Below are 21,823 nucleotides of genomic sequence, written 5' to 3' on the forward strand. Positions count from 1 at the left end.
CTTAAAAGCAGAACCTGGTTCTAGATTGTTTAACGCAGATTGTGGAACCTGGTTCCGGAATCCTCAATACAACAATCACAAGAGGACAGGCTGTTGAACGCACCCCTTCGTATCGCCTTGATCGGCGCTGGCATCATGGGCCGGCAGCATTACCGGCATCTGTTCACTGTGCCGCAAGCCCGCCTGTGTGCCGTGGCCGATCCGGGCTCGCAGGCCGAGACCTTTGCCGCCGAATGCGGCGTGCCATGTTTTGCCGACCATCGGCGCATGCTGGAGAGCGCGCGTCCCGAGGCCGTGATCGTCGCCAACCCGAACAACCTGCACGTCGCCACTGCGCTGGACTGCATCGAGGCCGGCATCCCCGTGCTGGTGGAAAAACCGGTGGGTGTGCACCTGGATGAAGTACGCGCGCTGGTCGAGGCCTCGCGTCGGCGCAATGTGCCGGTACTGGTCGGCCATCACCGTCGGCACAACCCGCTGATCAACCAGGCTCGCCAGGTAATTACCGACGGCAAGCTGGGCCGCTTGATCAACGTTACCGCGCTGTGGCAATTGCAAAAGCCCGACAGCTACTTCGACACCCCATGGCGCCGCGAGCCGGGTGCCGGTTTCCTGCTGACCAACCTGATCCATGATCTGGACCTGCTGCGCTACCTGTGCGGCGAGGTGGAGCAGGTACAGGCCTTCACCCGCAACGATGTGCGCGGGTATGCCAACGAAGACAGCGCAGCGGTGTTGCTGCAGTTCGCCAATGGGGCGTTGGGCAGCCTGACCGGCTCCGACGCGGTAGCCGCGCCCTGGAGCTGGGAACTGGATTCTGGCGAAAGCCCGGTGTACCCGCGTCAGGAGGGCCAGCCATGCTACTTGCTCGCCGGCACCCGGGGCGCGCTGAGCATTCCCCAGCTCAAGCGCTGGCACTACGCTGAGGCAGGCGCGGGCTGGCACACGCCATTGCTGCACAGCGAGGAAACCATTCCCGCAGGCGAAGCACTGACCCTGCAGTTGCAGCACTTCGTGCGGGTTGCCCGGGGCGAGCAGGCGCCGCTGATCGACGCGGCCGACGGTGGCCGCACCTTGGCCTTGATCGAAGCGATTCGCAAGGCAGCGTACAGCGGCCGGGCCTGTGCGCCCGAACAGGTCGCCTGAATGCGCCCTTCATCGACTGGTGACAACTGATGACTGATCGAATGTTCTCCCTGGCGGCGCTGACCGTTCTCGAACTGTCCCCACCCGCCATGGTTGAAGCCGCAGCCCGCGCCGGCTACAGCCATGTTGGCCTGCGCCTGGTGCCTGCCACCGAGCAGGAGCAGCATTTTCCGCTGGTGGCCGATGGTGACCTGCGCCGCAAGACCCAGGCGCGTCTGCGCGACACGGGTATCAAGGTGCTCGACCTGGAAATCCTGCGCCTGAAGGCGGACACCAGTGTGGCCAGTTTCGAGCCGATTCTGGCCGTGGGCGCCGAACTGGGTGGCACAGAACTTCTGGTGGCTGGCAACGATGCGGACGAGGCACGCCTGACCGAGCGTTTCGCCGCGCTGTGCGACCTGGCGGCGGACTACGGTATTCATCCGCACCTGGAGTTCATGCCCTGGACCGATGTACGTGACTTGCGCCAGGCCATGCGGGTGGTAGCCAATGCCGACCGCGGCAACGGCTGCGTGCTGGTGGATGCGTTCCACTTCAACCGCTCCAGCTGTTCGTTGCACGACCTGGTGCAGCTGGCGCCGCAGCGCATGCGCTACGCCCAGTTGTGCGACGTCGCTGGCCCGGTGCCGGCCGACATGGACGAAATCCTGCGCCAGGCACGCAATGAGCGGCGTTTCCCCGGCGAAGGCGATGCCGACCTGGTCGGCCTGCTGCGCGCCTTGCCGCCGAACGTACCGCTGAGCCTGGAAATTCCCACGCGGCAGCTGCTGGCGCAGGGCATCAGTGGGGAACAGCGTGCGCGCATGGCACTGGAGAAAGCCATGGCGGTGCTGGCCAAGGTCTGACCGAAACCTGTTCGCCGGCAAGCCAGCTGCTGTGCGGCAGGAGCCGGCTTGGCGACGGCGGGGCCGGTGCAGGCATTGCCCATTGCGGCCTGAACAAAAAAAGGCCCGCAAGGGGCCCCGTAGAGGTAAGTGGCAGCGCGCCTAGGCGTGCTCGACCTTGCGCGGCGCCATGAAGTACATCCACACCAGCGCCAGGAAGTACATGGCCGGAATCAGGGTGAACAACACCGCATAGTTGTTGTTTGTGGCGGTCAGTACGCTGCCGACGATCTGGGTCATGAACATGCCGCCAATCGCCGCGCACATGCTGCCAAAGCCGAACACCGTACTCACCAGGTGCCGGGGTGTGTAGTCCATCACCAGGCTCCAGATATTGGCCGTCCACGCCTGGTGCGCGCCCACTGCCAGCGAGATGGCGACCACCGCGACCCACAGGCCACTGGCATTGGCGGCGAAGGTAACGCTGAGCATGGTGCAGGCGAAGATCAGCATCGACACCAGGCGCGCCGTGGTGGCGCGCATGCCGCGCCCGATCAGCCAGGACGACAGGACGCCGCCGCCGATGCTGCCGAAGTCCGCTGTCAGCCAGATGATGATCAGCGGGATACCCATCTGGGTCACGTTGATACCCAGGCTGTACTGTTGGTTGAGGAACGGTGGCAACCAGTACAGATAGAACCAGAACACCGGCGCGGTAATCGCATAGGCCACCGCGAAGGCCCAGGTGCCACGCAGGCGCAGAATGCGGCTGAACGGCACGCGGTTTGGCTCGGCGGTATCGCCCTGCTGGATGTATTCCACCTCGCTCTGGCGCACGCGGGGATGGTCTTCCGGGTTGTAGTACTTCAGCACCCACAGCACCACCCACACCAGGCCCAGGCTACCCATGGCGATGAACGCGGCCTGCCAGCCCCACACCGCCAGGATCAGCGGCAGCAGGGCCGGGGTGACCATGGCGCCGACGTTGGTACCGGCATTGAACAGGCCGGTGGCGATGGCGCGCTCCCCCGCCGGGAACCACAGGCGCACGGTCTTCACACAGGCCGGGTAGTTGGCTGCCTCGGTCAGGCCGAGGATGAAGCGGCAGACCATGAAACCGGCGGCCGACGTGGCCAGGCCATGGGCGCCGGTGGCCAGGCTCCATAGCAGCACGGCGAAGAAGAACGCGCGTTTGACCCCGACCCTGTCGATCAGCCGGCCCTGCAGCAGGAAACCGATGGCGTAGCCGACCTGGAACCAGAAGTTGATGTTGGCGTAGTCCATCGCCGTCCAGCTCATTTCCTTGGCCAGGATTGGCTGCATGATGCCCAGCGCGGCACGGTCGATGTAGTTCAGGGTGGTGGCGAAGAATACCAGGGCAAGCATGCCCCAGCGGGTCTTGCCGACGGCGAAGGCGCCGCGAAGCTTGTCGCCGATCGAACCCTGGGGCGTCCGAGGGGCGGCGGGAGTGGTCCTGGAGTGGTTCATAAACTGCTCGTTCTTGAAATTGTATTCAGCTGCGGTGCTACGGGTAGGTCGCCAGTCCCAGGCAGGGGACATGCAAGGCCGATGCATGGTGGGCAGTGAAGGCGGCAGCGTCAATTCAAGGGAGAGGCTAGTGTTCGGTTACCGAACGGTTGCGGTGGTCTGTGGGCGAGGCGGTGGTTCGGACCATGCCGAAGGAGACGGGGCCGTCGTTACTCGGCACCGCAGGTCGGAAAAGTATCGGCAGGGCAGAGCATGGGTTGGCGCCAGGGTGGCGGTACCACACAGTTGCCCAGCGTTTCACCTCCTCGCGGCCGTACTGTTGCATCCACAATTGCAGTGTTTTGTTTAACGTGCTCTTCGCTTCTACCATCTCACCGGTGTACGGGTTTCTGTAGTACTTGCTTTGCCGTGCCCTGAAGCGGCGGAGTGGTAAAGGGGGCGACCATGAATGTTTGCTATCTTCGTCCTCGATCCCTCTGATTGCCAATATATCCGATAAGCCGAATTGGTATTCGGCGAGCAGGTCGCGGAGTTTGCCTTCGAACTCGAATTCGCGCTTGAGGTGCGGATCGATTTTTATGAAAGAGAGTTCGGACTTCTTGGCGGCGAGCAGGTGTTCGAGTGCACGGAATTCGGCGATAACACGTTGAACCACAGCATCCCGGCGTTCAAACCACCGCCGACGCTGGATGTCAGCAAGCCGAGGAAGTTGGGTTTCACCCGTACGGTAGTGGTCAGTTCGATTGCAATCGTCCGGTTTCAGGCGCGTCATCTACCGCGAGGTCGGTCTCGCTGGCGACAACGCCAGGGTGGCTCGCAGCAAGCGCCAGTTGTTCCGCGTGGGTTCCGCAGTAGGCATGCTGGCGTTCTGTATCGTTGTCGCCAGCTGGCAGCGTTACTTCGATAGCAATGCTGCCAAGGCTGCCAGCGTACTCGCCAAGAGCGAGGAGTACAGCCACCGGCAACTGGACCAGCATCTTGACCCGACCGGGCGCAACCTGCTGGAGCCGCTGGACCAGATCCGCGATGCAGTGGCGGTGTTCGGCGACTATCGCACTGCATGGCCAGGTGTAGCCGATGCGGGCCTCTATCAGGGGCGCGCGATCGGGCCTCGGGTCGATGAGGCCTATCTGAGCCTGCTCGGCAGGCGCTTCCTGCCGGCATTGGCCAGTGGTGTAGTCGACGCGATGAGCGCCGCGCCCCCTGGCAGTGAGCAGCAGATGGCCGCGCTCAGGGTTTACCGAATGCTTGAGGATCGCCAGAACCGCCGCCCCGAATGGGTCGAGGAGTGGATGGCCCAGCGGTGGCAGCAAGCCTTCCCGGGCCAGGGGCAACTGCAGCGCGAGCTCATGCGACACCTGCAATACGCCTTGGCTTATGCCGACGCCGACCTGCCCCAGTACCAGCAACGCGTTGCCGAAGTACAGCAGGCCCTGCGCAAATTGCCCCTGCCGGAGCGAATCTATGCGGGCCTCAAGCAGCGCGCTGAGGAACAGCTGCACCAGGGCCTGGACCTGCGTTACCAGGTCGGGCCAGCCTTCGATGTGGTCTATCGGCCGGCTTCCGCTTCCATGCGCGATGATGCTGGCTTCGTGATTGCGCCGATGCTCACCGCCAAAGGTTTCCAGGCGTACGTTGCACCGCTCGGCCAGCGGTTCGTCGAAATGGCGATGATCGACCAGTGGGCGCTGGGCGAGCGCGGCCAACTCGATTATTCCGATGCCGATCGGGACGCGCTTGTTGCTCGCGTACGCAGCCTGTACAGCAGCGATTACATTGATAGCTGGCGGCGGGCGCTGGCCGCGTTTTCGCTGGTGGACTTCCGTGATCTGGAGCATGCAGTCGCAGTTCTCGAGCAAATGACCGGGCCTGCGGCACCGCTGCAGCGACTGCTGGATACAGTGAAGGACAACACCACGCTGTGGTCGCCAGCAGGCGAGGAGGTGCCAGGCGAGACAGCTGTTCTGCAGCCAGCTGGCCGCGCCGCTGAACAGCAGCAGACCTTGGCCATCCAGCGCGCATTCGCCGGGCTCAGCGGCATGTTGCAGGCGACAGGCGACAAGCCGAGCGGCTATGAGGAAACCCTTGCCGCGCTGACCGCGGTTCACGCCTACGCCAAGGCGGTACAGGACAGTCCCGACCGGGGCAAGGCGGCTCTGCAGGCTGTGCGTCAGCGCTTTTCGATGACCGGGCACGACCCGATCGGCACCTTGCAGCGGCTGGCGACAGGCCTGCCGGAGCCGCTCAACCACCAACTCGGAAAGGTCGCGGAGCAGACTGCGCAGGTGCTGAACATTCAAGCATTGCTTGAGCTGGAGCGCCGCTGGGATGCTGACGTCTACAGTTTCTTCCAGCAGCGATTGGCAGGGCGATACCCCTTCGTGGTGAGGGCACCTGACGCTTCCCTGGAGGATTTCGAAGCGTTCTTCGGGCCAAAGGGGCGGCTGCAGCAATTCCATGACCAGTACCTGAAGCTGTTCCTCGATGACAACCTCGAAGCCCTGCGAGCCGGGCAGCAGCAGTCGCTGATCCGCAGCGATGTGCTCGAACAGCTGGCGCTGGCGAATCGCATCCGCGAAACGTTCTTCGATCAACGCGGAAACCTGAGCGTGCAGTTCAGCATCGAGCCATTGGGGCTGAGCGCCAACCAGCGTACGAGCCTGCTGGACCTGGACGGTCAGTTGATCGCCTACACCCACGGTCCGAGTCAAATCACCGGTATCGTCTGGCCCAATACCCTGGGGCAGCAGGTGCGCAGCAACCTGACCTTGCTCAGGCAAAACGGCAACAGCAGTAGCCTGGGTTACCACGGCCCGTGGTCGCTGTTCCGCCTGCTCAGCCGCGGCTCGCTCAATGGGCGCACTGCCACCAGCGTGGATCTCAGCTTCCGGACCGGTGATGGGGTGATGCGCTATCGGCTGAACGCGGAAAAAGCCTTCAATCCCATTACCCAGCAACCATTCAAAGGCTTCCAGTTACCACGAGGTCTGCTACAGCAGCCAGTGAACGTAGCGCAGGCGGGAGGGCCGGATGGGCAGGCTTTATGATCAGGAGCCGACCCGTTCGTCTTGCGCCTGCAAGCCGCTCAAGGCTCTACCAGCCAGGTAGCCAAAGGTCATGCCCGGCCCGAGCGTGATGCCGCCACTCGGGTAGTACCCGCCCGTCACGCTGCCCATGTCATTACCCACCGCATACAGCCCGAGTACCGGCTGGGCCGCGTGGTCCAACGCGCGGGCCGAGGCGTCTGTACGCAGCCCGGCAAAGGTGCCCAGGCTGCCCGGGACCAGCTTGGTCGGCGTGTTGGGGTTGGACGGGATCTGGTCATCCAGCTCCAGGGCCGGCGCCTGCGCTTGGGGCTGAGCAGGAATTCTGCAAGCTTCTGCGCCAGCTCCGGCTGGTCGTTGCTGGCCGTGCGCATTCTGCCTGGACCGCAGTGAAGGGCCATACCCGATTCGTACCTTCACCGGGGATATCGGCGGCCGTGTGGCGTTAGAGGCGAGCGGATCAACCCGTTCGTCCCGGTGCTGCGCCGGCCTTCGCAGGTGTTTGGTTAGGCTGCGGATCCAGCATAGGGTGCCATCCACCGCGCCACCTGCCTTGCGCCTATTCCACCGCCTCGGCCACGCCTTGGTCCTCACCCAGGAAGCCGCCGCTCTGGTGCTGCCACAAGCGTGCATACGTCCCGTTTTTCGCCAGCAACTGCGCATGGGTACCTTGCTCGATGATGCGCCCTTCATCCATGACGATCAGCCGGTCCATGGCGGCAATGGTCGACAACCGGTGGGCGATGGCGATGACGGTCTTGCCCTGCATCATTTCATCCAGGCTTTCCTGGATGGCCACTTCGACTTCCGAATCCAGCGCGCTGGTGGCTTCGTCCAGCAACAGGATCGGCGCGTTCTTCAGCATCACCCGGGCAATGGCGATGCGCTGGCGCTGGCCGCCGGACAGCTTGATGCCGCGCTCGCCCACCAGGGTGTCGTAACCGCTGTGGCCCTGGCGGTCGCTGAGCTGGCTGATGAAACCATCGGCCTGTGCGTTGACTGCGGCGGCGCGGATCTGCGCCTCGCTCGCATCGGGGCGGCCATAGGCGATGTTGTCGCGAATCGAGCGGTGCAGCAGCGAGGTGTCCTGGGTGACCATGCCGATGGCGCTGCGCAGGCTGTCCTGGGTGACCCGGGCGATGTTCTGCCCGTCGATGCGGATTTCGCCACTGTCCACGTCGTAGAAGCGCAGCAGCAGGTTGATCAGCGTGGATTTGCCGGCACCCGAGCGGCCGACCAGCCCGACCTTCTCGCCAGGCTGGATGTGCAGGCTCAGGTCGTTCAGTACCTGGCGCTCGCCGTTGTAGTTGAAGCTGACCTTGTCGAAGGTCACCGCGCCGCCGCGGGTCACCAGTTCGCCGGCATCCGGCGCGTCCTGCACCTTGGGGCCGCGGGTCAGGGTGGCCATGCCGTCCTGCACGGTGCCGATGTTCTCGAACAGCGAGGTCATCTGCCACATGATCCAGTGCGACATGCCGTTGATGCGCAAGGCCATGGCGGTGATCGCCGCCACCGCGCCGGTGCCGACCTGGCCCTGGTGCCACAGCCACAGGGCATAGCCGCCTGCGCCGAGGATCAGCCCCACCACCAGTGCCTGGTTGACGATCTCGAACTGGCTGACCAGGCGCATCTGGCGAAAGCCGGTGTGCTTGAAATCCTCCATGGCGGCGCGCGCGAAGTGCGATTCCCGTTTCGAATGCGAGAACAGCTTGACCGTGGTGATGTTGGTGTAGGCGTCCGACACCCGCCCGGTCATCGACGATCGCGCATGGGCCTGTTCCTCCCCGACCTTACCCAGGCGCGGTACGAAATACAGCATGGCCAGCCCGAACAGCAGCACCCAGGCAATGAACGGCAACATCAGCTTCAGGGCAAAGCCACCGGCCAGGGCGATGATCGCGATGAAATACACGCCGATGCCGGGCAGGATCTCGATGACGGTAAACAGCACTTCACGCACCGCCAGCGCCGTCTGCATCACCTTGGTGGTGACCCGGCCGGAGAACTCGTCGGAAAAGAACGACAGGCTCTGGCGCAGCATCAGCCGGTGGAAATCCCAGCGCAGGCGCAACGGCAAATTGATCGCCAGGACCTGGTGCTGGACCATCGTGCGCAGTGCCACCAGCCCGACGCTGGTCACCAGGACGATGCCGATCCCCCACAGTACGTGGCTTTCCTGGGGGCTTGCGGCATCACCGGCCTGCCAGGCCGCAAGCAGGTCGACCACCTGGCCGAGGAAGGCGAACAGCCAGGCTTCGTAGACTGACACCGCGGCGCTGAGCAAGGCCAGTGCCAGAATGTAGCCGCGCGCGCCGCGGGTGCAGGCCCACATGAAGCGCAGCAGGCCCACCGGTGGCGGTGGTACCTCGTCGGGGGGGAAGGGGTCGAGCCATCGTTCAAAAATACGCAGCATGCTTGTCTCCGGAAATCAGCTTTGCCCTGGCCGCTAACCATACAGAACACGCAGCGCTCCGTGGGTTCGAGTTGCCAGGGCGGCTCCTTGTGGCCCGGAGCCGGCGAACCTGCAAGCTGACAGAGCCAGCCTATCAGCCCCTAACAGTCACTCTATTAGATCTCTGCCCAGGCTCGGCTAGTCTTTTCTCTGGCTTCGCCAATTGCGCGAGCGGGCGCTGTGTCAGCACTTGCGTGCAAGACCGCCGGCGCTTGCCGTGGCAGTTTCGCAGGCCCTCGTACAGACCTGATGAGGGGTAGCACGGGCGCACGCGCCCGGCTGAAAGAACACCTGGCACAGACCGGAAATCTGGATAAACGACCCGAAGGTACACGCAGATGTCGAACGCATCGAAATGCCCGTTCCATCAAACCGCAGGTGGCGGCACCAGCAACCGTGACTGGTGGCCTGACCAGCTCAACCTGAGAATTCTCCACCAGCATTCCTCCAAGTCCGACCCGATGGACCCGGGTTTCGATTACGCCAAGGCGTTCAAGAGCCTCGACTTCCAGGCCCTGAAAAAAGACCTGACCGCCTTGATGACCGACTCCCAGGACTGGTGGCCCGCCGACTTCGGCCATTATGGGCCGCTGTTCATCCGCATGGCCTGGCACAGTGCGGGCACCTACCGCATCGGCGATGGCCGGGGTGGTGCAGGTTCGGGCCAGCAGCGCTTCGCCCCACTCAACAGCTGGCCGGACAACGTCAGCCTGGACAAGGCCCGGCGCCTGCTGTGGCCGATCAAGCAGAAATACGGCAACAAGATCTCCTGGGCCGACCTGATCGTGCTCACCGGCAACGTCGCCCTCGAGTCCATGGGCTTCAAGACCTTCGGCTTTTCCGGCGGCCGCGCCGATGTGTGGGAGCCGGATGAAGATGTGTACTGGGGGGCGGAAAAGGTCTGGCTGGGGGGCGACCTTCGTTATGGCAAGGAACAGGTCAAGGCCCAACCGCCGGGCCAGGGTGACCTGGTCGCCGAACCAGCGAAGCACCCAGAGGAGCAAAGCCGCGCGCTGAGTGGCGAACGCAACCTGGAAAACCCGTTGGCCGCGGTGCAGATGGGCCTGATCTATGTGAACCCGGAAGGCCCGGACGGTAACCCCGACCCGGTGGCTTCGGGCCGCGATATCCGCGAAACCTTCGGTCGCATGGCCATGAACGATGAAGAAACTGTGGCCCTGATTGCCGGCGGCCACGCCTTCGGCAAGACCCACGGTGCCGGCCCTGCCGACAACGTCGGCCCCGAGCCGGAGGCAGCAGGCCTGGAACTGCAGGGGTTGGGCTGGGCCAACAAGTTCGGCAGCGGCAAGGGTGGCGATACCATCACCAGCGGCCTGGAAGTCACCTGGACTTCGACCCCCACCCAGTGGAGCAACGAATACCTCAACAACCTGTTCAACTTCGACTGGGAGCTGACCAAGAGCCCGGCAGGCGCGCACCAGTGGCGGCCAAAAGACGGCAAAGGGGCAGGCACCGTGCCCGATGCCCACGACCCGGCCAAGCGCCACGCGCCGTCCATGCTCACCTCCGACCTGGCGCTGCGCTTCGACCCGATCTACGAGCCGATCGCCCGTCGCTTCAAGGACAACCCCGACCAGCTGGCGGACGCGTTCGCCCGCGCCTGGTACAAGCTGATCCACCGTGACATGGGGCCGCTGGCACGCTACCTGGGCCCGGAAATGCCCAACGAAGAGCTGCTGTGGCAAGACCCGATTCCCAAAGTCGACCACCCGCTGGTGGGCGAGCAGGACATTGCTGCGCTGAAGGCCAAGGTGCTGGCGGCGGGCCTGAGCGTTGGCGAGCTGGTGGCCACCGCGTGGGCGGCGGCATCGACCTTCCGCGGTTCGGACAAGCGTGGCGGGGCCAACGGTGGTCGCCTGCGCCTGGCACCGCAGAAGGACTGGCCGGCGAACCAGGGCACCGGCAAGGTGCTGGCGGCGCTGGAGAAAATCCAGGCCGAGTTCAATGCCGGTGGCAAGAAAATCTCCCTGGCCGACCTGATCGTCCTCGCCGGCGCTGCCGCAGTGGAAAAGGCTGCCAGGGATGCCGGGCACGACGTCAGTGTGGCCTTCCGCCCGGGGCGTGCCGATGCCTCGCAGGCGCAGACCGACGTCGAGTCGTTCGCGGTGCTGGAGCCGCTGGCCGATGGCTTCCGTAACTTCACCAAGGCCCGCTACAGCGTCAAGGCCGAAAAACTGTTGCTGGACAAGGCCCAACTGCTGACCCTCACGGCCCCTGAACTGACCGTGCTGATCGGCGGCCTGCGCGTGCTCGGTGCCAACCATGGCGGCAACCAGCAGGGCGTATTCACCGACAAGGTTGGCACCCTGAGCAACGATTTCTTCCGCAACCTGCTCGACATGAGCGTGGAATGGAAGCCGACCTCGGCCGACAACGAGGCGTTCGAAGGCCGTGACCGCAAGACCGGGCAAGTGAAATGGAGCGCCAGCCGGGTCGATCTGGTGTTTGGCTCGCATGCCCAGTTGCGGGCGTTGAGCGAGGTGTATGGCAGCAGTGATGGCGCCGACAAGTTCGTCAGGGACTTCGTGGCCGCCTGGGAGAAGGTCATGGAACTGGACCGCTTCGACTTGCAGTAACGGCGTTGCGGTGGGGGGCGCCTGGCGCCCTCTACCGCGTCGGGGCTGGACCATTCTGATGTTCCTGTGCAAGCTGATACGCGACAGTGATTGCACAGAGAAGGTGATCGTCAGTGACCCCCGAAACCCTGCTGGCAGGCTTGCCAGGCTACGCCATGACGCCCGAGTCGATCCAGGTACTGCCCGATGCCAAGGCTTACCGCGCCTGCCTGCTCGAGCAGATCCGCACCGCGACCCGACGCATCGTCATCGTCGCGCTGTACCTGCAGCAGGACGAGGCTGGCCAGGAAGTGCTGGATGCGTTGTACCAGGCCAAGGCTGCACGGCCGGGCCTGGAGATCATCATCGTGGTCGACTGGTTCCGCGCCCGGCGCGGCCTGCTGGGGGCCGGCCGCCAGCCGGGTAACGCCGCCTGGTATCAGGCCCAGCGCCAGCAGCACGGGCTGGATATCGTGATCCATGGCGTGCCGGTGCAGACCCGCGAGCTGTTCGGGGTGCTGCACCTGAAGGGCAGCATCATCGACGACTGCGTGATCTACACCGGCGCCAGCCTGAACAACGTCTACCTGCACCGCTTCGACCGCTACCGCCTGGACCGTTACCACCTGTTCCACGCGCCAGCGCTGGCCGATGCCATGGTCGACCTGGTCCGGCGCCTGCTGCACCACACCGCCACGCCACGCCTGGACCTGCCGGCGCCGCCTGCCACCCGCAGCCTGCGCGGTGATATCCGGCGCTTGCGTGCGCGCCTGCGGCGCATGAAGTACGAGGCGCCGGCCGACGGGGCGGGGCAAGGCCTGCGGGTCATTCCGCTGCTCGGCGTAGGCCGTGGCAACCCGCTGAACCGGGCGTTGTGCGCCTTGCTGGCGGCGGCGCGTACCCAGGTCATCATCAGCACGCCGTATTTCAACCCGCCACGGGTATTGATGCGTGAGCTCGATGCTGCGCTGGAGCGGGGCGTGCGGGTGGAACTGATTGTCGGCGACCGTACGGCCAACGACTTCTATATCGCACCTGGCGAACCGTTCAGTGCCAGTGGTGCCTTGCCGTACCTGTATGAAGACAACCTGCGGACATTTGCCCGGCGCCGGCAGGCCGCGATTGCCAGTGGCCAGTTGCAGGTGCGCATCTGGAATGATCCCGGGCATACCTTCCATGCCAAGGGGGTGTGGGTCGACCAACGCTATTCGATGCTGACCGGTAATAACCTGAACCCACGCGGTTTCAACCTGGACCTGGAGAACGGTCTGCTGATCGATGACCCGCAAGGCCAATGGCAGGCGCCTCGGGAGGCCGAGTTGGGCGAACTGCGTCGGCATGCGCCGCGGATCGACCCGGCGCAGGCGCTGGGCGTCAAGGCCGAGCACCCGAAGGAAGTACGCAAGTTGCTGCGTCGGCTACGCTTTAGCCGGTTGGAGCCGTTGATCAAACGGGTACTTTGAGGTTCGTTCGAGTCTGCAGGGCTGCAGGGGTTGGTCGCCCGGTCGTCGGCCGGATCGATCGGTGCCAATCGCTGGCAGTCCATTCTCTGGAGTCCGGCAAAAGGCGCCCACTGAATGGATGCAACCTTCGGCAGTAATTCGTCACGCAGTCAGGTGGTTCGGCAGTTGACGCTGGTCTTTTCCAGCCTGCTGTTGCTGATATTGCTACTGGGCCTGGTTTCCTTGTACCGCATCGCCGAGTCCCTTGACGCGCGCGAGCGAACACAGAGCCGTTTTCACGCCGAGTCGGCACTCACTCAATTGCACAAGAGCGAACGCAACTACCTGGTTTCGTATGCCGTGTGGCAGGCCGCCTACGAGCACCTGGCGGGCCGTGTGGACCGGCACTGGGCCTACGACGAGGATAACCTGGGCGAGACGCTCTACAGCACCGACGGCTATGAAGGCGTGTTCGTCCTGGATGATGACGGCACCCCCTACGCGATGCTTGAAGGGCGCCTCAGCGAACAGGGCTTCGAAGACTACAGCGGCAGCCGCGCCCAGGTTCTGCAACGGGCTCGGCAGGCGATGACGCAGGAGGACCAGGCTGCCTCCGGCTACCTGGTGTTCAACGGCCAACCGGCGCTGTTCACCGCAGCAGTCATCCGCCCGCCGTCGGCGCGGCCCTCCCTGCCGAATGCTGGCGCAGTACTGGTCTTCGTGCGGTTACTCAAGCCGAAGGTGCTCGGGCAACTGGGCCGCTCTGCGGGGCTGTCAGGCTTTGCCGTCGTGGCCGCGCCTCAGCTGCAGGCAGACCAGGGGCGTTTGCCGCTGGAGGACAGCGGCTACGCGCTGACCTGGCAGATCGAACAGCCCGGGACCGACCTGCTCGAGACGGTATTGTTGCCCCTGGCCCTGGCATTACTGATCATCGCCCTGGTCATGGCCCTGTGCGCTCGCTACGCCATGCGCGCCAGTACCAGCATGGACCGCAGCCACTACGCGCTGGCCACCTCGAAAGCCGCCCTGCAAGCCAGTGAAGCGCGCTTCAAGGCGGTGGCCGAAGCCGCCTCGGACTGGATCTGGGAAACCGATGCGCAGCAGAACCTGACCTATCTCTCACCGCGTTTCACCGAACTGACCGGGCACCCCCTGGAGCGCTGGCTGCAACGCCCCATCAGCGATCTGTTCGACTGCGCTACCGGGCAGGTCGAGACCTGGCTGCACGGCCTGGCGGGCAGCGAGTCGACGGGCAGCCTGCGTTGCCAGTACCGCGATCTTCACGAGCAACGGCGAGAGTGCCGGGTTGCCGCCAAGGCCATTATCGAACACAAGGTTTGCCAGGGTTTCCGCGGTACCTGCACGGACATCACCGACGAAGTAGCTGCCCATGCGCAGGTCCAGCACCTGTCGTTACACGATGCGCTCACCGGCCTGCCCAATCGCAACAAACTGTTCCGCTTTCTCGAGGATGCCGGGGTAGGTGAGCTGGCCTTGCTGATGCTCGACCTGGACAATTTCAAGCCGATCAATGACAGCCTCGGCCACCCGGCCGGGGACGCCGTGCTGATTGAAGTGGCGCGTCGGCTAGGGCAGGTGACCCGCGACACCGACCTGGTGGCACGCCTGGGCGGTGACGAGTTCGTCATCGTCCTGGCCCGGCCAGGCAAACATGATGAAATGGACCGCTTCTGCGCGCGGGTCATCGAAAACCTCAAGCGCCCGATCACCCTCGAACAACACAAGGTACAGGTTGGGGTCAGCCTCGGGGTGGTGTTGTCCGCAGAGTACTCTGGTTCGCCCAGCGACCTGATCCGTTATGCCGATGTCGCCTTGTACAGCGCAAAACAGGCCGGCAAGCATACCTGGCGCTACTTCTCGGCACAGTTGAACTCAGCATTGCTGGAAAAGCGCGAGCTGGAGCGTGAACTGCGCGAGGGCATCGCCCGAGGTGAACTGCGCTTGCATTTCCAGCCGCGCTACAAGGTGGACGGGGTGACGGTGGCGTCAGCCGAGGCGCTGGTGCGCTGGCAACACCCACGGCTCGGCTTGCTGCGGCCAGACCGCTTCATTGCCCTGGCCGAGGAGTCCGACCTGATCGTGCAACTGGGCAACTGGGTGCTCCAGGAGGCTTGCACGCTGGCGCGTGGCTGGCCGCTGGACATCCTGGTCTCGGTCAACATGTCGCCAGCGCAGTTCAGCCGCAGCGACGTGGTGCGGGACGTGGCTGAAGCGCTCCGGCACACGGGCCTGCCTGCCCATCGCCTGGAGCTGGAGATTACCGAGAACGTCATGCTCAATGACGTGGAAGGTGCTCTGCAGACCATGAATGCATTGAAGGAGCTGGGGGTACGTCTGAACATGGATGACTTCGGCACGGGCTACTCTTCCCTGGGCTATTTGCGCACCTACCCGTTCGACAGCATCAAGATCGACAAGCGCTTCGTCCAGTCGTTGGGCACCAGCAGCAGTGATCGCAGCGTGGTGCAAGCTATCATCAACTTGGGCAACGCGATGGGCATGACCGTCACCGCCGAGGGCGTTGAGACCGCAGAACAGCTGGCCTTGCTTTGTGACGACCAGTGCCATGAGGTGCAGGGTTACCTGCTTAGTCGGCCGGTGGAAAACCGGGCGCTGATGCAGCTGATGACTGCTGGCGAGGGGGTAGACCCTGATGGAGCCTGATGGCTGCGCTCGCTTGACTTGGGCTGCAGGTCGGCGCCGGATACGGTGATATATCCGTGCCATCATCTTTGTCGTACACTCCGGCCACCGAGTTCACAAGGAGTGTGCACCATGCGTCCTGCCATCCGCCTGGCCCTGGCCTTGGCTGTGTTGCAGTTGCCATTGGCGGTTGCCAGTGAAGCACCAGGCGACCCATTGCTGGACACGCCAGCGCGCAGCGATGCAGGCACTGGGCAAAACGCCCGTGGCGTGCTGCGCGCCCGCGATCACGCAGTGCTGGCCAGTGAACTGGCCGGGCGCATCGTCGAGATGCCCTTTGCAGAGGGCGAAGATTTCACCAAGGGCAGTACCCTGGCGCGCTTCGATTGTGCTGCTTACCAGGCCCAGCTCAACGCTGCCCAGGCGGCGGTACGCGCCTCACGTGAGGAACTCGAGCACAATCGGCAACTGGCCGCCCTCAAGTCGGTCGGCCGGTACGAGGTCTCCCTGGCTGAAGCCAGGCAGGCCCAAGCCCAGGCCGAAGCGCAGGTGTACCAGGTTCAGGTCAGGCGCTGCGTGGTCAGCGCTCCGTTCGATGGGCGTGTGGTGCAACGCCGTGCCCAGCCACACGAAAGCGTACCCAGCGGCGCGCCGCTGCTGGAAGTGGTGGACAACCGCTCGCTGGAGATCCAGCTGCTGGTGCCATCGAACTGGCTCGCACGCCTCAAGCCCGGCCAACCCTTCCAGTTCACCCCGGATGAAACCGGTCGACCGCTGCAGGCACAGGTCAAGCGCGTGGGGGCGCGGATCGATGAAGGCAGCCAGACCCTGCTGCTGATTGGCGAATTGCCGCGAGACGCCCAAGGGCTGTTGGCGGGCATGAGTGGTACGGCCATTTTTTCGGAACAACCATGACGGCCGCGGCCAACGGCATGGCTGAGCATGCCTTCGCCCGGTTTCTGGGGTTGGAACGGCAGGCCCGCCAGGCTGCCAGCAGCGAGCAGTTGGCCTATGCCATGGTCAACGATGGCCAGGCACTGTTCGGTTTTCGCCACGCCGCGCTGTTGATCGAAGGCAAGGTCCAGGCACTGACCGGTATCAGCGTGGTGGAAAGCAATGCCCCGTTCGTGGCCTTTGTCGAGCGCGCCGCAAGGCAGCTGCAGGCTGCCGGTGCTGCTGATGCCGCCGCAGCGGTCAACCCGGCGATACTCGATGCGCATGTGCGCGACGACTGGCAGGCTTTGTCTGCTGCGCAGGCTTTCTGGCTGCCGTTGCACAGCCGTGAGGGACAAACCTTCGGTGGCTTGTGGCTGGCACGCGATAACCCTTTCAACGCTGCCGAGCAGGCCCTGCTGGTGCACCTGGCAGAAACCTACGGCCATGCCTGGCAGGCTTTGCGCCCAGCGCGCCCCTGGCGCCTGCGCTGGCCACGACGGCGCCTGCTGGCGCTTCTGGCGGTGGCCGTGGTGGTGCTGTGCATACCGGTACGTCAGTCGGTGCTGGCGCCCGCCGAGGTGGTGCCGCGCGGTGGCCAGGTGGTGGCCGCGCCGCTGGACGGGGTGATTGCCGAGTTCCGGGTCAAACCCAACCAGACGGTGACCGCCGGTGAGCTGCTGGTGCGTTTCGACGATACCTCGCTCAAGGCGCAGGCGGATGTCGCCGAGCGTACCTTGGGGGTTGCCGAGGCCGAGCTCAAAGCCAGCACTCAGCGCGCATTCTCCGATGCTGACTCCAGTGCGCGCCTCGACCTGCTGGCTGCACGGGTGGAGCAGAAGCGCGCCGAGCTCGACTACGCACGCCAGTTGCTGGCGCGCAGCGAAGTGCGCGCCGAGCGGGATGGCATTGCCGTGTTCGCCGATGCCCAGCGCTGGACCGGCAAGCCGGTGCAGACCGGCGAGCGCCTGCTGCAACTGGCCGATCCCGTCAAGGCCGAGCTGCGCATGGAGTTGCCGGTGGGCGACGCCATTGCCCTGCAACCGGGGGCCGAGGTGGCGCTGTTCCTGGACAGCGATCCATTGCACCGGCACCCCGCGCAGCTCGAGCGTGCCGCCTACGAAGCCCAGGCTACCGCTGCCGGGCAGTTGGCCTACCGGTTGGATGCGGCGTTCGTCGAGGCGCCGCCACGCATCGGCCTGCGCGGCACCGCCAAGCTGTATGGCGAGCGTGCGCCGCTGGCCTATTACCTGCTGCGCCGTCCGCTGGCGGCCGTGCGCCAAGGGTTGGGCTGGTGATGCTGCCCGCCCTGCGAGCCGACCTGCAACTGTCGCCGGCGGCCCCGGCGCTGGACGGTTCAGCGCAATGGACCTTGGCCGACCCGCTGCGCGGTCGTTATTTCAAGCTCGGCGCAGCCGCGGTGCGCTTGTTGCACCACTGGGGCCTGGGCGATCCGCAGCAGGTACTGGCGGCGGCCAATGCCGAACCAGGCGCGCGACTGCAAGCCGACGAGCTGGACACCCTGCGAGGGTTCCTTGCTCAACATGACCTGCTGAGCGCGCAGGATGCCGACCAGCGTCAAAGCTACGCCAGCAAAGCCGCGGCCACCCGGCAGAGCGTCTGGAAGAAGGCGCTGCACCAGTACTTGTTCTTCCGTATCCCGTTGTGGCGTCCGGACGCTTTCCTCAATCGCACTTGGCCAGTGCTCGAACGCCATGCCGGCTGGCTGTTGCGCTTTGGTCTGCCCGCGTTGCTGGTACTCGGCCTATTCCTGATGGCCCGCGACTGGTCGCGTTTCATCGCCACCTTCCCGCACCTGTTCAGCCTGGGCGGCATGCTTGTCTTCGGCCTGGCCCTGGCCTTTGCCAAGCTTTGCCACGAGTTCGGCCATGCCTATATGGCCAAGCGGGCCGGCTGTCGGGTGCAGAGCATGGGGTTGGCCTTCATGGTGATGCTGCCGATGTTCTATACCGACGTCAGTGATGCCTGGCGGGTAAATGATCGGCGCTCGCGGCTGCTGATCGATGCCGGGGGCATCTTCGCCGAACTGGTCCTGGCGGTGCTGGCCCTGCTGGCCTGGTCGCTGCTGCCTGATGGACCGCTGCGCACGGCAGCGTTCATGCTCGCCAGCGCCACCTGGATCACTACCTTGCTGGTCAACCTCAACCCGTTCATGCGGTTCGACGGTTATTTCCTGGTCAGTGACCTGTGGGGCGTCGAGAACCTGCAGCAACGCGCCTTCGCCCTGTGCCGCTGGCGCCTGCGCGAGGCGCTGTTCGGCTACGGCGACGCAAAACCCGAGCCTTGGCCCGAAGGCATGCAAAAGCGCCTGCTGGTGTGGGGTTATGGTGCCTGGTTGTGGCGTGCAGTGCTGTTCTTCGGTATCGCCCTGGCGGTGTACCACCTGTTTTTCAAGCTGCTGGGCATTTTCCTGATGCTGGTCGAACTGGCGTGGTTCATCGGCCTGCCAGTGTGCAAGGAGCTGCAGCAGTGGTGGCAGCGGCGCGGCCAGGCCCAGCCGCACAAGGCCTTGCGCAGTGGCCTTGGGTTGTTGCTGCTGCTGGCGCTGCTGGTAGTGCCGTGGCGCGGAGCGGTGGAAGTGCCGGCAATGCTTGAAGCGTCCCGCGTGAGTGCCTTGCACGCCCCGCTGGCGGCGCGCGTGAAGCGTTTGCTGGTGCAGGATGGCCAACAGGTCAGCCAGGGCCAATTGCTGCTGGAGCTGGAATCGCCCGACCTGGATTCGCGCCAGGCGATCGTTCGCCGTGAAATCCAGATTCTCCAGTTGTTGCTGCGCCGGCAGTCCGGGCGCAGTGCCACCGCCGGCGACGCGGGTGTGCTCGAGCAGCAACTGGCCGAGGCGGTGGCGGAGTTCCGTGGCCTGGCTGCACAGCGTCAACGACTGCTGCTGCGCGCCCCTTACGACGGGGTGGTGCGCGACCTGGCGGCCGGGCTGGCGGCCGGGCAATGGCTGGATACCGCCCAAGCCCTGGGGCGTATCGTCGAGCCCGGGGTGCGTTTGCGTGGTTACCTGGCCGAGGCCGAGTTGTGGCGAGTGGCGGCGGGCATCGAAGGCCGTTTCATTGCCGATGACCCATTGCGTACAGCAGTGCCAGTGCGCCTGGAACAGGTAGATGCCACCGGGGCGACTTACCTGGAACTGGAAGCCTTGGCCTCTGATCGCCACGGACCGATTGCCGTGCGCCGCGACAACCAACAGCGTGCGGAACCGCTGCACGCGCAATACGGTGTATGGCTGAGCCCAATGACAGCAACCGCCGACGTTGTCCAGCCGCTGCGTGGAGTGGTGGTGCTCGATGGCGCCCGCGAGTCGTTGCTGGGGGCAGCCTGGCGCCGGTTGGCAGCGCTGGGCGTGCGTGAGAGTGGTTTCTAGACTGTTCAGCTGAAGGAGCGCCCATGCCCGAACTGCTTTTGCCGCTTTGTGCTCGCCTCGACCTGGCCGTCGACCTGCCGGCAGTGCTGGCGGCATTGCAACGGGTAGCCAGCGATGCCTGGCAGCCGCACTTCAACAGCGGCTACCATCAGGGCGACTGGAGCGGCGTGGCCCTGGTGGCCGCTGAAGATGCCGTTGTGCCGCTCGCTCCCGGGCAGGGCGCAGCCCTGCGGTTGCCCTGGTGGCAGGCAGAAGCGGCCTGGCAGGCCTTGCTCGCGCCGTTTGCCAGTTCGCTGCGCGCTGCTCGTCTGCTGCGCCTGGGAGCGGGCGCGCGAATCCATGAGCACCGTGACCCGGACCTGGGCCGGCCAGGCGGCTGCCTGCGCTTGCATATCCCGTTGCTGAGCCCTGCTGGCGTGGAATTTCTGGTCGATGGCCTGCAGATACCCATGCGCCCAGGCGAGTGCTGGTTCATCGACCTGTCACGACCACACCGGGTAGACAATCCGGGGCCTGGTGAGCGTATTCACCTGGTGCTCGATTGCCTGCCTGACCCGTGGCTGGCAAGCCTGATCGAAAACGGCCGTGCACAGACCCCAAGCTTGTGCCTGGGCAGGGCAGGGCAGGCCTTCGAGCATTTTCGCCAACACGTGGCGCAAGACCCGGCACTGGCCGCTCGCCTGCAGGCTCATGAACAGCCCCAGGCCTTCGTGGCTGAGGCCATCAGCCTGGGCGCAGCCCTGGGGCTGGCGTTTTCCGAGGCAGAAGTGCTCAGCGCCATGCGCTTGGGCCGGCAAGCATGGAGCGAGCAATGGCGAGCCTGAATTCCACAGCTGATTTCCATGGTTGGCTGCCCATCCGCCTGTGGCGCAGGGACGGCGACTGGCGGGTAGACTGGTGCTGGTTCGGTGCGCGTCACCTGAGCAAGCCGTTTTTCCGGGATGAGGTCGACCTGGCCCTGCGCCTGCCGTTCAACCAGGCGCTACGCCGCGACAGCGATATTCAGGCGCTGCTTGACTGGCACGCACGCAGCCCGGGCCTGGCACCATCGGCCTTGCTGTTCCACGCTTCGCGTTGTGGCTCGACCCTGGTGGCGCAGTTGTTGGCCAGCCAGACGCACAACATCGTGCTGTCCGAGCCACCCCCACTGGACGGTCTGTTACGCGCACCGTTGCAGGATGCCGCTGCCGCAGCCTGGCAGGACGCGGCGCTACAAGCGTTGTTGTCCGCCTACGGCCAGCGCCGACGGGGCGATGAGCGCCAGTTGCTGGTCAAGCTCGATGCCTGGAACGTGTTCGAGGCTCCCGTGCTGGCGGTGTTGTACCCGCAGGTGCCACGGCTGTTCCTGTACCGCGACCCGCTGGAGATTGTCGCCTCGCAGTTGCGCCAGGCAGGCATGCAACGGGTCCCGGGCCTGCTTGGGCCGTCGGCTTTCGATGTGCTGTTGCCGCAGGCCGGAGCCATGGGCGTGGTGGAATACACCTGCAGGATGGTCGGCGAAATCCTCAGTGCCGGGCTGGCGTTGTGCCGACAGCATGGCGGTATTGCGGTCAACTACAACGAATTACCCGATGCGACCTGGGGCCGGCTTGGTCCGCTGCTAGGGCTGGCACCCGGCGTTGAGCAAACCTTGCGCGAGGTGGCAGCCTTCGATGCCAAGCAACCGGCGATGAACTTCAGCGCCGACAGCCAGCGCAAACGCCAGGAGGCCAGCGAAGAGGTGCGCGAGGGGGTGCGCCGATGGGCCATGGAGCCGTACAACGCCCTGGAAGACCTGCGCTTGAGCCAGGCGCAGGCGCAGGCCTGGTGAACCCTCGAACAACTGTTTGATAAAAATGCATGGCGGCCCTGCCGTAATGGTGG

The 21,823-nt window shown here is 64.8% G+C and carries 13 protein-coding genes and 3 pseudogenes; 12 read left to right on the top strand and 4 right to left on the bottom strand.

Annotated features, from left to right (window positions below; genetic code table 11):
• Positions 1-93: 93 nt before the first annotated feature.
• Positions 94-1,146, top strand: a complete 1,053-nt coding sequence (locus HU763_RS10555) for a Gfo/Idh/MocA family protein (protein WP_186684710.1) — start codon at positions 94-96, stop codon at positions 1,144-1,146.
• 29 nt (positions 1,147-1,175) lie between these two features.
• Positions 1,176-1,991 (top strand): sugar phosphate isomerase/epimerase family protein, encoded by an 816-nt coding sequence (locus tag HU763_RS10560; protein ID WP_186684712.1) that lies wholly within the window; start codon positions 1,176-1,178, stop codon positions 1,989-1,991.
• Between the two features lie 141 nt (positions 1,992-2,132).
• Here the strand turns inward: HU763_RS10560 and HU763_RS10565 are convergent, their stop codons facing one another.
• Both HU763_RS10565 and HU763_RS24690 read right to left on the bottom strand, forming a co-directional pair.
• Complete coding sequence (locus HU763_RS10565) at positions 2,133-3,458, bottom strand: MFS transporter (protein ID WP_186684714.1); 1,326 nt, start codon at positions 3,456-3,458, stop codon at positions 2,133-2,135.
• Positions 3,459-3,585: 127 nt separating this feature from the next.
• Complete coding sequence (locus tag HU763_RS24690; protein ID WP_420831054.1) at positions 3,586-4,113, bottom strand: histone-like nucleoid-structuring protein, MvaT/MvaU family; 528 nt, start codon at positions 4,111-4,113, stop codon at positions 3,586-3,588.
• A 103-nt stretch (positions 4,114-4,216) separates the two neighbouring features.
• On the opposite strand from HU763_RS24690, the pseudogene tssM reads away from it, so the two are divergent.
• Positions 4,217-6,505, top strand: a pseudogene (gene tssM / locus HU763_RS10575) (type VI secretion system membrane subunit TssM); the annotation flags it as partial.
• Here the strand turns inward: tssM and HU763_RS24900 are convergent.
• A pseudogene (locus HU763_RS24900) lies at positions 6,506-6,739 on the bottom strand (FAD-binding protein); the annotation flags it as partial.
• A 133-nt stretch (positions 6,740-6,872) separates the two neighbouring features.
• Between HU763_RS24900 and HU763_RS10590 the strand changes: the two are divergent.
• A pseudogene (locus tag HU763_RS10590) lies at positions 6,873-6,950 on the top strand (IclR family transcriptional regulator); the annotation flags it as partial.
• Between the two features lie 111 nt (positions 6,951-7,061).
• On the opposite strand, the gene HU763_RS10595 reads toward HU763_RS10590, so the two are convergent.
• Complete coding sequence (locus HU763_RS10595; RefSeq protein WP_186684715.1) at positions 7,062-8,915, bottom strand: ABC transporter ATP-binding protein; 1,854 nt, start codon at positions 8,913-8,915, stop codon at positions 7,062-7,064.
• Between the two features lie 377 nt (positions 8,916-9,292).
• Between HU763_RS10595 and katG the strand changes: the two genes are divergently transcribed.
• The 8 genes from katG (at position 9,293) to HU763_RS10635 (ending at position 21,770) form a co-directional block, all read left to right on the top strand.
• Entirely contained in the window at positions 9,293-11,551 is a 2,259-nt protein-coding gene (gene katG / locus HU763_RS10600; protein WP_186684716.1) for a catalase/peroxidase HPI, read from the top strand.
• 113 nt (positions 11,552-11,664) lie between these two features.
• A complete protein-coding gene (gene pssA / locus HU763_RS10605; protein WP_186684717.1) occupies positions 11,665-12,993 on the top strand; it encodes a CDP-diacylglycerol--serine O-phosphatidyltransferase in 1,329 nt (442 codons plus the stop codon).
• A 114-nt stretch (positions 12,994-13,107) separates the two neighbouring features.
• Positions 13,108-15,657, top strand: a complete 2,550-nt coding sequence (locus HU763_RS10610) for a bifunctional diguanylate cyclase/phosphodiesterase (RefSeq protein ID WP_186684718.1) — start codon at positions 13,108-13,110, stop codon at positions 15,655-15,657.
• Between the two features lie 111 nt (positions 15,658-15,768).
• Positions 15,769-16,551, top strand: coding sequence for an efflux RND transporter periplasmic adaptor subunit (locus HU763_RS10615; protein WP_186684719.1), 783 nt, complete (start codon positions 15,769-15,771; stop codon positions 16,549-16,551).
• A complete protein-coding gene (locus HU763_RS10620) occupies positions 16,548-17,867 on the top strand; it encodes an efflux RND transporter periplasmic adaptor subunit (protein ID WP_186684720.1) in 1,320 nt (439 codons plus the stop codon). Before HU763_RS10615 ends, HU763_RS10620 begins: the two co-directional genes overlap by 4 nt.
• Positions 17,864-19,960, top strand: coding sequence for a site-2 protease family protein (locus HU763_RS10625; protein ID WP_186684721.1), 2,097 nt, complete (start codon positions 17,864-17,866; stop codon positions 19,958-19,960). The genes HU763_RS10620 and HU763_RS10625 overlap by 4 nt, the downstream gene beginning before the upstream one ends.
• A gap of 23 nt (positions 19,961-19,983) precedes the next feature.
• A complete protein-coding gene (locus tag HU763_RS10630; protein WP_186684722.1) occupies positions 19,984-20,784 on the top strand; it encodes an aspartyl/asparaginyl beta-hydroxylase domain-containing protein in 801 nt (266 codons plus the stop codon).
• Positions 20,772-21,770 (top strand): sulfotransferase family protein, encoded by a 999-nt coding sequence (locus tag HU763_RS10635; protein WP_186684723.1) that lies wholly within the window; start codon positions 20,772-20,774, stop codon positions 21,768-21,770. The genes HU763_RS10630 and HU763_RS10635 overlap by 13 nt, the downstream gene beginning before the upstream one ends.
• Positions 21,771-21,823 lie beyond the last annotated feature (53 nt).

This window comes from Pseudomonas anuradhapurensis (genome assembly GCF_014269225.2).
GTDB lineage: Bacteria > Pseudomonadota > Gammaproteobacteria > Pseudomonadales > Pseudomonadaceae > Aquipseudomonas > Aquipseudomonas anuradhapurensis.

Bases quoted from the DNA above. Each gene is read 5' to 3' on its own strand.
- HU763_RS10565 (WP_186684714.1), bottom strand. From the start codon at position 3,458: ATGAACCACTCCAGGACCACTCCCGCCGCCCCTCGGACGCCCCAGGGT.
- HU763_RS10595 (WP_186684715.1), bottom strand. From the start codon at position 8,915: ATGCTGCGTATTTTTGAACGATGGCTCGACCCCTTCCCCCCCGACGAG.
- HU763_RS10610 (WP_186684718.1), top strand. From the start codon at position 13,108: ATGGATGCAACCTTCGGCAGTAATTCGTCACGCAGTCAGGTGGTTCGG.
- HU763_RS10615 (WP_186684719.1), top strand. From the start codon at position 15,769: ATGCGTCCTGCCATCCGCCTGGCCCTGGCCTTGGCTGTGTTGCAGTTG.
- HU763_RS10635 (WP_186684723.1), top strand. From the start codon at position 20,772: ATGGCGAGCCTGAATTCCACAGCTGATTTCCATGGTTGGCTGCCCATC.
- katG (WP_186684716.1), top strand. From the start codon at position 9,293: ATGTCGAACGCATCGAAATGCCCGTTCCATCAAACCGCAGGTGGCGGC.
- HU763_RS10630 (WP_186684722.1), top strand. From the start codon at position 19,984: ATGCCCGAACTGCTTTTGCCGCTTTGTGCTCGCCTCGACCTGGCCGTC.
- HU763_RS10620 (WP_186684720.1), top strand. From the start codon at position 16,548: ATGACGGCCGCGGCCAACGGCATGGCTGAGCATGCCTTCGCCCGGTTT.
- HU763_RS10560 (WP_186684712.1), top strand. From the start codon at position 1,176: ATGACTGATCGAATGTTCTCCCTGGCGGCGCTGACCGTTCTCGAACTG.